11 protein-coding genes are annotated in these 12,996 nt (G+C 63.9%); 8 read left to right on the forward strand and 3 right to left on the reverse strand.

The genetic code is table 11. The features are described 5' to 3' along the window. Window positions 1-724 precede the first annotated feature (724 nt). Window positions 725-1,474, forward strand: coding sequence for a thiamine pyrophosphokinase (locus B5G20_RS04080; protein WP_087355328.1), 750 nt, complete (start codon window positions 725-727; stop codon window positions 1,472-1,474). Window positions 1,475-1,528: 54 nt separating this feature from the next. Here the strand turns inward: B5G20_RS04080 and B5G20_RS04085 are convergent, their stop codons facing one another. Beyond that, window positions 1,529-1,981 (reverse strand): C-GCAxxG-C-C family protein, encoded by a 453-nt coding sequence (locus tag B5G20_RS04085; RefSeq protein ID WP_087355330.1) that lies wholly within the window; start codon window positions 1,979-1,981, stop codon window positions 1,529-1,531. A 175-nt stretch (window positions 1,982-2,156) separates the two neighbouring features. Between B5G20_RS04085 and B5G20_RS04090 the strand changes: the two genes are divergently transcribed. Then, window positions 2,157-3,440: an O-acetylhomoserine aminocarboxypropyltransferase/cysteine synthase family protein gene (locus B5G20_RS04090; protein WP_087355332.1), complete on the forward strand. Its 1,284-nt coding sequence runs from the start codon at window positions 2,157-2,159 to the stop codon at window positions 3,438-3,440. Window positions 3,441-3,522: 82 nt separating this feature from the next. On the opposite strand, the gene B5G20_RS04095 is transcribed toward B5G20_RS04090, so the two are convergent. Together B5G20_RS04095 and rpmB are read right to left on the reverse strand one after the other, a co-directional pair. Further along, a complete protein-coding gene (locus B5G20_RS04095) occupies window positions 3,523-4,506 on the reverse strand; it encodes a diacylglycerol kinase family protein (protein ID WP_087355334.1) in 984 nt (327 codons plus the stop codon). Between the two features lie 156 nt (window positions 4,507-4,662). Continuing rightward, window positions 4,663-4,851 carry a 50S ribosomal protein L28 gene (rpmB, locus tag B5G20_RS04100; RefSeq protein ID WP_087203834.1) on the reverse strand — a complete coding sequence of 63 codons (189 nt, stop codon included), beginning with the start codon at window positions 4,849-4,851 and terminating at the stop codon, window positions 4,663-4,665. Between the two features lie 475 nt (window positions 4,852-5,326). On the opposite strand from rpmB, the gene B5G20_RS04105 reads away from it, so the two are divergent. The 6 genes from B5G20_RS04105 to B5G20_RS04130 all read left to right on the forward strand — a co-directional run bounded on the left by B5G20_RS04105 (window position 5,327) and on the right by B5G20_RS04130 (window position 12,986). After that, a complete protein-coding gene (locus B5G20_RS04105) occupies window positions 5,327-7,636 on the forward strand; it encodes an ABC transporter ATP-binding protein (RefSeq protein WP_087355336.1) in 2,310 nt (769 codons plus the stop codon). Beyond that, complete coding sequence (locus tag B5G20_RS04110) at window positions 7,636-9,450, forward strand: ABC transporter ATP-binding protein (RefSeq protein WP_087355338.1); 1,815 nt, start codon at window positions 7,636-7,638, stop codon at window positions 9,448-9,450. The genes B5G20_RS04105 and B5G20_RS04110 overlap by 1 nt, the downstream gene beginning before the upstream one ends. A gap of 369 nt (window positions 9,451-9,819) precedes the next feature. Further along, entirely contained in the window at window positions 9,820-10,137 is a 318-nt protein-coding gene (locus B5G20_RS04115) for a type II toxin-antitoxin system Phd/YefM family antitoxin (protein WP_087355340.1), read from the forward strand. Between the two features lies 1 nt (window position 10,138). Beyond that, complete coding sequence (locus B5G20_RS04120) at window positions 10,139-10,513, forward strand: type II toxin-antitoxin system PemK/MazF family toxin (RefSeq protein ID WP_087355342.1); 375 nt, start codon at window positions 10,139-10,141, stop codon at window positions 10,511-10,513. Window positions 10,514-10,925: 412 nt separating this feature from the next. Continuing rightward, window positions 10,926-11,282 (forward strand): Asp23/Gls24 family envelope stress response protein, encoded by a 357-nt coding sequence (locus B5G20_RS04125; RefSeq protein WP_239286869.1) that lies wholly within the window; start codon window positions 10,926-10,928, stop codon window positions 11,280-11,282. A 33-nt stretch (window positions 11,283-11,315) separates the two neighbouring features. Then, window positions 11,316-12,986 (forward strand): DAK2 domain-containing protein, encoded by a 1,671-nt coding sequence (locus B5G20_RS04130; protein WP_087355346.1) that lies wholly within the window; start codon window positions 11,316-11,318, stop codon window positions 12,984-12,986. Window positions 12,987-12,996 lie beyond the last annotated feature (10 nt).

Here is a 12,996-nt window from a genome sequence, read left to right on the forward strand (position 1 = left end):
TGCTTCTGGTTTCTTTTCCACGGGGCACTTCCCCTCGTCTGCGCGGCGCACAGGCACCGCAGTCCGATAGATGCGCTGCGTCTCGTCACGCGCGGGTCGACCGCCCTTGGGGAGGCTGGTGCCCGGTTGGGGCACAGCGTGCGCGAGGTCCACAGTTCATCGTGAGCATACCACTGTGGACGCGTTGCCTGCTGAGCGGGTCAGGGGACGGTCGTAATGAGTTCGCGAGCGTCGCGTAAGGGAATGTTCTGCACGGCGAGCGGTCGGCTGCATCCCGCGGGCGGCGCCGATGTAGCGCTTCTGCGCGCAGGGGCCATGGTCAGGCTGGTCCGCCCTAGGGAAACGCCGATGGATGCAGTCCGTATCCGGGGAGACGCTGATAAAAGCATTTCAGAGCTCTGTGCCCTGTCCGATTCCTTCTGACGGGTCCCGCGCCAATCGATCCGTTCCGTCTGATTCCTTATAGTAGAACGAATCGGTCGGGATAGAGCCCATTTCTGTCTCATACGTTCTACTAGAAGGAATCGGACACGGCGGGACGGATGCATGGCGGAGGGGATAGCGCCGAAGAGGGGGCGAATCGCGTTGCCGTAAGGCGCGAAAACCATCGGTCAGCGTTTCTTTAGATGCCGGGGGGACGGGCCGTATCAAGCTGGCATCCATGCGACCCGGTCGGTATCATGGCCCGTGGAGTAAGGTGGTTTCTGGTGCGTAGGAGGTTGCGATGAGCGAGGTGGCGGCAGGGGAGAGGCCTGTGGTGCTTCTGGTAGGCGGGTCGCCCGAGCCGGCTTCGGTTGAGACGGTCCGGCGCGCGGCTGCGGGCTGTGTGGCGGTGGTTGCCATCGACCGCGGTCTTGAGCGCGTGCTCGAGGCGGGGCTCGCCTGCGACCTCTTCTGCGGCGATGGGGATTCGGTGGGGATCCGGGGCGCTGCGGCCGTCGAGGCGGCGGAACGCGTGGCAGCTGGGCGCTTGAATGCGCCGGGCGAGGACGGGTGCTTTGAGGTCGTGCGGTACAACCCCCATAAGGACGACACCGACCTGGGCCTCGCCCTCGGCGAGGTAGCGCGTCGCTGGCCGGGAGCCGTCGTGCGTGCGACCTGTCTTGGCGGCGGCAACCCCGATCACCTTTTGGGAGTTCTGGGGCGGCTCGCCTCCTATCGACCCAGTGCGGGGCAGGCTCATGAGAATGGCTTCGACGAGGCAACACCCACCGTCGAGATCATGGAGGATGCCTACGCGGGACGCATCCTCCATGCAGGCGAGTGCTGGCGGATCGAGGGCTTGGTGGGGAGCCGGTTCTCGTTCATTCCACTTTCACCGAGTTCCGTGGTCTCTGAGGCGGGGATGCGCTGGGAGCTCGACCATCACCGGGTGCCGCTCCTCGACGACCTCGGCATCTCCAACGTGATTGAGCGCGCACAGGCGCGTATCGCCTGCCATGAGGGAACGCTCGCCTGCTGGCTCTTCTCCTAAGTGACTCATTTTGGGACGGGGTTATTTTGAATGGGGGAGTGGACTGCCTCGACGTTAGCGGGCAGCGTCGATGATGCGGCAGCTGAGCACCACGGCGTCCTCGATGCACCCCGGGCACGTGCGGAGCATGCCCTGCCCGGTGCCGATACCCTTGAGCTCGCGGCAGACGGTAGAGGTGTTGGCCTTGCGGAAACCCTCGACGAGCTCCCGCACGAGACGGTAGGTGGCAGCTTTGGTGGTGCCAGGAGCCTCGGTGCCCGCGCTCCCCATCTGGCTCAATACCATGATGGCTCCGCTGATAGCGCCGCAGGTCTCGGTCGTGCCACCCATGCCGCTGCCAAAACCCTCGGAGAGCCGGTACATGGTGTCCGCGTCGATGCCCACCTCGGGCGCGAGGGCGCAAGCAACGGCTTGTGCGCAGTTGTAGCCCTGCTCGGCGCGGAGGGCGATGGCGAGCTCGGCCAGGTGGGCGGCGCGGTCGGTGAGGTTTGCTGCGGTGTCGGTCATGGGGTCCCCTCTGAATAGGCGGTCAAAACCTCACTAGGATAGCAAGAACCTACCCGGAGGTTGCCGGCTACCGTTACAAAACAGAGCGTGCGCTGACCGGCGGGCGCGCTCGGCTCCGAACGCGCTATTCTGTACGGTGGCAAATCTGGCAGTTTCAACGATTCAAGGAGCGTTTATGGCAGAGCATATCGGCACCACCTGCGTGCAGGGCGGCTACCGCCCCGGCGACGGCGAGCCCCGTCAGGTGCCCATCTACCAGTCCACCACCTGGAAGTACGACACCTCCGAGCACATGGGGCGGCTCTTCGACCTCGAGGAGTCCGGCTACTTCTACACTCGCCTGCAGAACCCCACCAACGACGCCGTGGCGGCCAAGATCGCCGAGCTCGAGGGTGGCACGGCGGCCATGCTCACGAGCTCGGGCCAGGCTGCGAACTTCTTTGCGGTCTTTAACATCGCCGGCGCGGGCGATCACATCGTGGCGAGCTCGGCCATCTACGGAGGCACCTTTAACCTCTTGGCCCACACGCTCGAGCGCATGGGCATGAGCTGCACCTTTGTTTCGCCCGATTGCTCTGATGACGAGCTCGAGGCGGCCTTCCGCCCTAACACCAAGGCCGTCTTTGGCGAGACCATCGCCAACCCCGCGCTCGACGTGCTCGATATCGAGCGCTTTGCCGCGGCGGCGCACGCGCACGGCGTGCCGCTCATCGTGGACAACACCTTCCCCACGCCCGTGCTCTGCCGGCCGATCGAGTGGGGTGCCGATATCGTGACCCACTCCACCACCAAGTATATGGATGGCCATGGCGCAGCGGTGGGTGGCGCCGTCGTGGACTCGGGTAACTTTGACTGGGAGGCGCATGCCGACAAGTTCCCCGGGCTCACCACCCCCGACGAAACCTACCACGGTGTTGTCTACACCGAGCGCTTTGGCCAGGCAGGCGCCTACATCACCAAGGCGACCTCGCAGCTCATGCGCGACCTCGGCTGCATCCAGAGTCCGCAGAACGCGTTTTTGCTCAACATCGGTCTCGAGAGCCTGCACGTCCGTATGCCGCGCCACTGCGCCAACGGTCAGGCCATGGCCGAGTTTTTGCACGACCATCCCAAGGTCCGCTTTGTAAAGTATCCGGGTCTGCCCGATGACCCCTGGCACGAGCTCGCCCAGAAGTACCTGCCCAACGGTTGCTGTGGCGTTGTGAGCTTTGGCTTTACCGGTGGGCGCGCGGCGGCCGAGGAGTTTATGAAGAACCTGCACGTGGCCCAGATCGCCACGCATGTTGCCGATGCGCGCACCTGCGTGCTGCATCCGGCTAACGCCACGCACCGCCAGATGACCGACGAGGAGCTCGTCGCCGCCGGGATCGCCCCGGACATGGTGCGCCTCTCGTGCGGGCTGGAGGATACGGAGGATCTCATCGCCGACGTCGCCCAGGCCCTGGCGGCACTCTCGTAGCGCGCCGACCTACCCGAGGTGAGAATATGGGGACGGGTGCGTTTTTCTCATTTTTGAGAAAAACGCACCCGTCCCCATATTCTCAGTGGTGGACAAGGACGTTGAGGGCGCCGGGTAGGACGTCCACGACGGCTCGGTGGGCTCGGATGCGCTCGCCGTCCGCCTGGATGGGATAGTCGTCCTCGGCAAAGGTGAGCTCCACCTCGCGGGCTTGCAGCAGGTGGGCGTGGCGACTCTTGAGATGCTTGCCGTTCATAGCGGAGAGAAAGAACGCGAGTGCGGTTGCCCGGCTCACCGGCCCGCAGGCGTAGCAGATGTCGAGGAGCCCGTCGGTGGGGTCGGCATCGGGTGTGATCTGAAAGCCCGATCCGTAGGTCGGTCCGAGCTGCAGGGCAAAGAAGAGCGCATCGAGCGTTTGCCCGGGTCCGCCGTCAAAGCGCACCTGGGTGGGGAAGGCTCGGTACCCGCGCCCGAACACCTCAAGTCCGCTCAGCGTATAGAGGGCGCTTCCCGTGAGACTGACTTTCCGGCGCAGGTCCATCGTGCCCAGGCCTATGGCCGCATCGAGTCCAAATGAGAGCGTCTGGATGTAATGCTCGGTGACCGTGCCGGGCGCGTCGGCGCGCGGGTCGTTGGCGGCGTCGAGCGTCGTGCGGATGCGCCCCACGTCAAACCGCTCGCGCTTGCAGTCGAGCAGCTGCACGAGGTCCGCGTCGGTTGCGACCTCGCGGAGGCGAAGCGTCCGGGCAAAGTCGTTCCCCGAGCCCACGGGTACCACACCGAGTGTCGGACGCCGGGCGGGGGAGAGCTGCATGAGGCCGTTCACAACCTCGTGCACGACACCGTCGCCACCGAGGGCGAGCACGGTGTCAAAGCCTTCAGCGTTGCGCGCAAGCTCGGTGGCATGTTTCGGCCGCTCGGTCCGGGCGATCTCAAACGAGTTGGTATCGCGCAGGTAGAGGGCGAGGAATCTCCGCAGCCGCTCGGCAATTGCCGCTGCCGCCCCCGCATGTGCCGTGGGGTTGACGATCGCAAGGGTTCGTCCCCAGTCCGTTGTGCGTGCCATGCGGTCTCCCTCGGTTGGGTGCATGCCGTCCGTGCCGTCCCCTCAGCCTACGCCGTACCGGGTCGTACGTCTAGGGTCGCGGGCGCACAGCCTATCGGCACAAAAAAGCCCCCGCGGGGCGGGGGCGCAACAGACACGCTGTCAGGAGGGGTCCACCTACGAACGCGCGACCTTGCCAGACTTGAGGCAGGTGGTGCAGACGTTCATCTTGCGACGGTGGCCGTTCACCACAACGTAGACACGCTGGATGTTCGGACGGAACGTACGGTTCGTGACGCGGTGGGAGTGGCTGATAGAGCGACCAGCAACGGGGTGCTTACCGCAGATCTCGCAAACTTTGGACATGTTAGGACCCTCCTTGGGCGGTTCGAAATACCGCTTGAACAAACAAGCTAGAACTATAGCACAGCTGACGGCGGCTACGTGCAATCTTCACGAATGGGAGCAGGACGATTCTTGCGCTCGCCCCGCGCTGGGCCGCATGGCATTATTGCAGGTCCGGGGCTCTAAGGCAAGGGGCGCAAGAGCCTTGGTGCAAAGTTTTGCCGTGGCAGATTGCCGCGTTGGCCCTACGTTGCCGTCGTAAGAGGTCCTGCTGGGAGGCGCTTCTAGAAGTGCAAAAGATAGACCAGTCAAACATTAGGTACCTCATTTATGGGGACTCTGTGAGAGCCGGCTGAATTGCCCCTCTGGGATGAATCGCCGTTTGCGCGAGGTGGTACAAAACCGACACAAATGCGTAAGGGCCCGTAGGGGTCGGAGTCTGGGCGGCTGCGCGCTGCGCGGCTGCCCGTGTTTTTGCAGGGGAAGGGATGGTCGCTTGAAGATCTTCAAGTTCCTGGCGAACCACAAGATTAACTTCCTGATCGCGTTGGTCTTGCTGTTTGCCCAGGCCAACTGTGAGCTCACGCTGCCGGGGCTCATGAGCAACATCGTAGACATCGGCATCAGTCAGGGAGGCATCTCCTCTACGGTGCCCGAGCAGATCCCCGCCGACCAGCTCGATGACGTTGAGCTCTTCCTCACCAAGGACGAGCGGGACCTCGTGGAGAAGACCTTTACCGGCGCCGATGCCGCGGGCGTGCGCACCTTTGCCGGCACCGACGCCGAGCGTGACGAGCTCGAGGGGCCGATGGGCGAGGCCGAGATGCTCGTCTACCAGCTCAACCAGGGTATCGAGGCGTCCCAGTTCGCCGAGTCGCTCGGCATGGGCTCGAGCGCGGGCACGTCGAGCGAGGCTCAGGAGGCGGTCCGCCAGCAGATGAGCGCCCTGCTTGGCGACACCGTCACCATGAAGACCATCAATAGCCTCGTAGACTCGGGCGTGATCACGCGCGATCAGCTCCTCGAGGGTCGCCATGAGCTGGTGCGCGAGCTCGGCGACACGGGCGACTCCATCATCCAGAGCCGTGCCATCGAGTTTGTAAAGGATGCGTACCGCGAGGCCGGTGTCGACCTCAACGACGTCCAGACGGGCTACCTCTTCTCTGAGGGGCTCACTATGCTCGCCTACGCCCTCTTCTCGGCGCTCTGCGCGATCCTCGCGGCGTACAACGCCTCTAAGACCGCGGCCGTCGTGGCGCGCGATTTGCGCCACGACCTCTACGCGCGCGTGCTCTCCTTTGCCCCGGCCGAGATGGAGAAGTTCTCGGCCGCCTCGCTCATCACCCGCGCCACCAACGATATCCAGCAGATTCAGATGGTGCTCGTGATGTGCCTGCGCATCGTGCTCTTTGCCCCGTGCATGGGGCTCGGCGCGGTGGTGCGCGTGCTCTCAACGCCTACGGGCCTTGAGTGGATCCTCGTGCTCGCCATCGTTGCCATCGCCATCACGATCGGCATCCTCATGGGCCTCACCATGCCCAAGTTCCGCATCATGCAGAAGCTCGTCGACCGCAACAACCTCGTGGCGCGCGAGATCGTGACGGGCATCATGCCCATACGCGCCTTTGGGCGCCAGGCCTACGAGCAGGAGCGCTACGACGAGGCTAACCGCGAGCTCACCGGCACCTATATCTTTACCAACCGCTGCATGACCATGCTCATGCCCGTCATGATGATCGTCATGAACGCCACCACCGTGGGCATCGTGTGGTTTGGCGGGCAGGGCGTAGACGCCGGCACGCTCATGGTGGGCGACCTCATGGCCTACATCAACTACGTGATGCAGGTCATCATGAGCTTCATGATCCTCACCATGATCTCGGTCATGCTGCCGCGCGCCGACGTGGCCGCCGAGCGCGTGCAGGAGGTGCTCGCTACCGAGCCGAGCATCGAGGACCCCGCGCCCGAGCGCCGCGTGTCTCGCGAACGGGGAGAGGGCTGGCACGGCACGGTTGCGTTTAACGACGTGACCTTTGCCTATCCGGATGCCGACGAGCCCACGCTCGAGCACGTGAGTTTTACCGCTGAGCCCGGCAAGACCTGCGCCATCATCGGCTCCACAGGCTGCGGCAAGTCGACGCTCGTGCAGCTCATCCCGCGCCTCTACGACGTGTCCGAGGGGTCGATCACGCTCGACGGGGTCGATATCCGCGACATCGGCCTCGAGGAGCTGCGCCGCACCATCGGCTACGTGCCGCAGAAGCGCATGCTCTTCTCGGGCACTATCGAGAGCAATATCAAGTACGGCGACCCCGCCATGCCTGACGACGACATGGTCCGTGCGGCCGAGATCGCGCAGGCCACGGAGTTTATCGATGCCAAGCCCGACGGCTACCAGAGTCCCATCGCACAGGGCGGCTCCAACGTCTCGGGCGGTCAGAATCAGCGTCTCTCCATCGCGCGCGCCCTGGCCATCCGGCCCAAGGTGCTCGTCTTTGACGACTCGTTCTCGGCGCTCGACTACAAGACCGACTCGGTGCTGCGCGCAGAGCTCGCCGAGCGCGCGTCGGACGCGGCGATCATCATCGTGGCCCAGCGCATCGCGACCATCATGCACGCCGAGGAGATTCTGGTGCTCGACGACGGGCGTATCGTGGGCCGCGGCACCCACGAGGAGCTCCTGCGCAGCTGTCCCGAGTACCTCGAGATCGCCAAGAGCCAGCTGAGCCCCGAGGAGCTCGGCCTTGCCGAGGACGGCGTGGTGGACCCTGTGCCCGCCGCGACCCAGGAAGGGGGTGAGCGCTAATGCCGGGCCCCATGGGACGTGGCGCGGCCTCCGAGCGCGCCAAGGATTTTAAGGGAACGATCAAGAAGCTCATCGCCTACATCGCGCACGAGCGGGTGGCGCTCGTCGTGTCAATCGCGTGCGCCATCGCCTCGGTCATCTTTAACGTGCTGGGCCCGCGCATCTTGGGTCAGGCAACCACGGAGCTCTTTAACGGGCTCGCGGCCAAGGTCATGGGCACGGGGTCGATCGACTTCACTAAAATCGGCTACATCCTCTCGATGCTTCTGTGCCTCTACGTTACCTCGGCGCTCATGAACCTCGTGCAGGGCTGGCTCATGACGGGCCTCACCCAGCGCGTGTGCTACCGCATGCGCCGCGAGATCATCGCCAAGGTCGACCGCATGCCGCTCAGCTACTTCGAGACCAATTCGGTGGGTGACGTCATGAGCCGCGTCACCAACGACGTCGACACCCTCGGTCAGTCGCTCAACCAGAGCGTGACGCAGCTCATCACCTCCATCACGCAGATCATCGGCGTCGCTGCCATGATGCTCTCCGTCTCGCCCATCATGGCGGGGATGACCTTCCTCACCGTGCCGGTTTCGCTCGTGCTCGTGGTTGTGGTGGTGCGCTCGTCGCAGCGCTACTTCCGCCGCCAGCAGTCGATCCTCGGCATGGTGGACGGTATCATCGAGGAGAGCTTCTCGGGCCAGAGCGTCATCAAGGTGTTCAACCGCGAGGAGCGCGCCGTTGCCGACTTTGACGTGCAGAACCGCAACCTCTACGAATCCGGTTGGCGCTCGCAGTTCTTCTCGGGCCTGATGCAGCCGATCATGAACTTTGTGGCCAACCTCGCCTACGTGGCGGTGGTCATCGTGGGCGCGTTCCTTGCGATCGCGGGGACCATCACCCTCGGCGACATCCAGGCATTCATGCAGTACGTTCGCAACTTTACGCAGCCCATCACCCAGCTTTCGCAGGTGTCCAACATGCTGCAGATGCTGTCGGCCGCCGCGGAGCGCGTCTTTGAGTTCTTGGGCGAGCCCGAGGAGACACCCGACGCCGCGACGCCGGAGCTGCCGCCGTGCCGCGGCGAGGTGGACTTTGAGCACGTGCGCTTTGGCTACACGCCCAACAAGACCATCATCCACGACTTCAGCTGCCACGTTGAGCCGGGCCAGACCGTGGCCATCGTGGGACCGACGGGCGCGGGCAAGACCACGCTCATGAAGCTCCTCATGCGCTTCTACGATGTCAACGCCGGCTCGATCACCGTGGACGGCGTGGATCTGCGCGACTACGCCCGCGACGACCTGCGCGCCAACTTTGCGATGGTGCTCCAGGACACCTGGCTCTTTACCGGGACGATCCGCGAGAACATCCGCTACGGGCGTGCCGGGGCCTCGGACGAGGAGGTGGAGGCGGCTGCCCGCGCGGCGCTCGCCGACCACTTTATCCGCACGCTCCCGGGCGGCTACGACTTTGAGCTCAACGAGGACGCGTCTAACGTGAGCCAGGGCCAGCGCCAGCTCCTTACCATCGCGCGCGCCTTCATCGCCGACCGGCCGATCCTCATTCTGGACGAGGCGACCTCCAACGTGGACACGCGCACCGAGGAGCGCATCCAGCGCGCCATGGACGCCCTCATGCAGGGACGGACGAGTTTTGTGATTGCGCACCGGCTCTCCACGATCCGCAATGCCGACAAGATTCTGGTGCTGCGCGACGGCGACATCGTGGAGTCGGGCACGCACGAGGAGCTGCTCGCGAAAAACGGCTTCTACGCTGAGCTCTATAACGCGCAGTTTGCTGAGGGCGGGGAGGAGGACTAAGGCTCGCTCTCGTCTGCGGCTGACCGTTCTGGCTGACTGTGCGGATGGCCCCATCGGCTCGGAAGGCCGGGGTTCCCGGGCGCTCGGCGCCCTGCGGGCTCGCTTCGCGACTCGCTCCCGGGAACCCCGGCCTTCCGGGCCTTCGGTTACTCAGTCGGATCTATCCCGGAGCGGTTCTCGCGGACCCCAAGGGGAAATGGTCAAGATGCTGCACGGTTGTCCTTTGCTAGGGGAGGGGTTGGACCCATCGGCATCTGCCCGTTGCTGAGAGGGGTTCTCTGGCTTCACTGGAATGGCTGTTTTGGGGGTAAAAATAGGCTGTTCTGGTAGAATCTGACTAGATTGCGTTTTGATTGGCTAGGTGGGCGTATGGGTGTTGCGATTGAGCTTGAGAGCGAGCGATATCCGCTTACGGAGGCTAAGAACCGCTTTAGCGAGCTCACGAGGCAGGCTAATGCCACGGGGCGGCCGTTTATGGTGCTGAAGGGGGGACGTCCCTGGGTGGAGGTTCGCCCGCTTCGCTCCGATGTGCGCGAAGATGCTGATGGAATCTCCATCATGCCCGAGCATCGAAGTGTTGCGGTCGCCGACCTTTCGGAGCTCTTTGAAAGGTATGAGCAGCGTTCGGATGTCTACCGTCCGGTAGAAGACGCGTTTGCCTCTCCGGTTGGCGAGGAGGTGCTGTAACGTGGCCTTTCGATGCGGTGATGTGGTCTGGGCCGATTTGGACCCTGCCGTCGGGCACGAGCAGCGCAAGCGGAGACCGCTGATCGTGGTGAGCAATGATTCGTTCAACGAGCGGTGCTCGCTCACCATGACGATCCCCATCAGCTCGGCTGATACGGGATACCCGCTTCATCTTGATGTAGGTAAGGTGCCCACCGAAAACGGAGAAAGCCCCGTGAGGGGTTTTGCGCAAATTGAGCAGCTTAAATCACTCGACCTCACCAACCGCAACGGCGTTAAGGTGGGCACCATCAACACTGCGGGCATGGACAAGATTCTCTCGCTCATCCTAGGCTGCCTCATCACCCCCGACATGATGGTGGTAAACGCCCGCTAAGAGCCTAAAGGACGGCTATTTTTCATTGCGCAACACCGGGCAAGCCGAGATGGCATACGTAGCCCATCCAGCCAACGTCAACAGCCCAACATCTTCTCCTCTTCAATCTCAGAGTGCGCACGGCGAGCTATGTTTCAAGACCGAAGCAGAGCGCTCATGAGCAGGCCATGCGGCGAGCCGGGGGGGGGCGGCCGAGGGTGACGGAATCTTACGGAGCGAATCGCGAAGCGAGGCCTCTACGCCGCTGAGCCCCGCAAGATGCCGCCGCCCTCGGCCGATTCAGGTAGAATCCCGAGCCGGCGCAACCAACCGCGATTCCCTTGTGTATCTTTGCCAGCAGCCAAGCCATCGTAGTAAGATACTCTGGATTACTCCCACGTTATCGATGCCTTCGCATCAGTTAGGAGATCCCGTGTCTGATACCATCACCGGCACACTCAGCGTCTCCAACGACGTCATCGCCGACATCGCGGGCTATGCCGCCCTTTCCTGCTACGGTGTCGTGGGTATGGCCGAGCAGCTTCAGGGCGCCGAGAGCGTGCGCCTGCTTCCCGGGCAGCGTCTGCGCAAGGGCGTTCTCGTCACGAGCGATGAAGCGGGCCTGCGCGTCGATTTGCACGTGGTGCTCGAGAACGGCGTCAACATGAAGTCGGTCTGCGAGAACCTCTCGAGCGCGGTCGCGTTCACCCTGCAAGAGATCGCTCAGATCGACCCGGCGAAGCTTTCCGTCGGGATCCATATCGAAGCCCTCAAGAATCGCCTCGGCTAAGGCTCGGATTCGAGACTACGGAGAGAAACACTCATGATCGCCAAAACCATTCGCACCTGCTTCCCCATCGCCGCGAAGGCGGTTGCCGACTGCTCCGAGGAGATTAACAAGCTCAACGTCTTCCCCGTGCCGGACGGCGACACGGGCACCAACATGTCGCTTACGCTGCAGTCGGTGGTGCGGGAGCTCTCCGCGCTTCCGGCCGATGCCGACGTGGAGGCCATCGCCGGTGCGATCACACACGGCTCGCTCATGGGCGCCCGTGGCAACTCCGGCGTCATCACCTCGCAGATCTTGCGCGGCGTGGCCGAGGGCCTCGTAGGCGTTTCCGACCCGGTTGGGTCGGTCGACATCGCCGCTGCGCTCCGCAACGCCGTCAAGGTTGCCTTCAAGGCGGTCCGCAAGCCGGTCGAGGGCACAATCCTCACCGTGCTGCGCGACATCTCGACGCGCGCCGACGCTTGCGCCAAGGCGCGCGACTCCAAGGAGGACGCGCTCGACGCGATCGTGGTCGAGGCGTACCAGTCTGTCGCCCGCACGCCCGACCTTCTGCCCGTGCTCAAGGAGAATGGCGTCGTCGACTCCGGCGCCTTTGGTTTTGCGATCTTCCTCGAGGCGTTCGTTAACGCGGCACTCGGTCGCGAGACGCACGAGGCCGAGGACTTTGCGACCACCTTTGAGGCGACCGGCGAGGCGGCCCGCGAGGGCGCGCTCGACCGTGTGAAGATCGAGGCCAACGACGACTGGGAGGGCTCGGAGTACCGCTACTGCAACGAGTTCCTCTTTAAGGCCGACGCCCCCTTTGACGAGGACGAGTGTCTTGCCTTCCTCGCCTCGATGGGCGACTGCGAGCTTCTCGTGGGCTCCTACCCCGATTATAAGATTCACGTCCACTCCAATACGCCCAACCTCGTGCTCGAGCACATGCTCGCGCTCGGCCAGATCTACGAGGTCTTTATCCACAACATGGATATGGAGGCGCACGACCGTACGGCCAAGATCCATGCCGATCAGGACGCCGCGGCCAGCGAGCCCGCCAAAGCGCTCGGCTTTGTGGCGGTTGCCGCCGGTTCCGGCGAGGCCGAGATTCTCACCTCGCTCGGTGTTGACGTGGTGGTCTCGGGTGGTCAGACCATGAACCCGAGCACGGCCGACCTGCTCGATGCGGTCTCGCGGGTCAACGCGGAGTCCGTCATCATCCTGCCCGATAACGGCAACATTCGCATGGCCGCTGAGGCTGCCGCGAGTGCCTGCGACGACAAGCGCGTCGCCGTGGTGCCCACCAAGACGGTGCCCCAGGCGTTCTCTGCGCTCTTTGCCGTACTGCCCGACTCCTCGCTTGAGGATGCCGTGGCCGCGATGACCGAGGCACTCGAGGATGTGCGCGACGGCGAGGTCACCACCGCGGTGCGCGACAGCCAGGCCTCGGACGGCTCGCCCATCCACGCGGGTGATGTCATGGGCATCATCAACGATTCCATCGACATCGTCGGCTCGGACGTCAAGCAGGTCACGCTCGACTGCATCAACCGCATGCAGGACGAGGAGGAGGGCGACGCGCTCACCATCCTCGCGGGCGCCGATATGTCCGACGAGGATTTTGAGGACCTCATCGCCGCCATCGAGGAGGCCCAGCCCGACCTCGAGATCGACGCGCACCGCGGTGAGCAGCCGCTCTACCCGGTCATCTTCTCTATCGAGTAGGACGCTCGGC

It is taken from the genome of Collinsella sp. An7, from assembly GCF_002159335.1.
Lineage (GTDB): Bacteria > Actinomycetota > Coriobacteriia > Coriobacteriales > Coriobacteriaceae > Coprousia.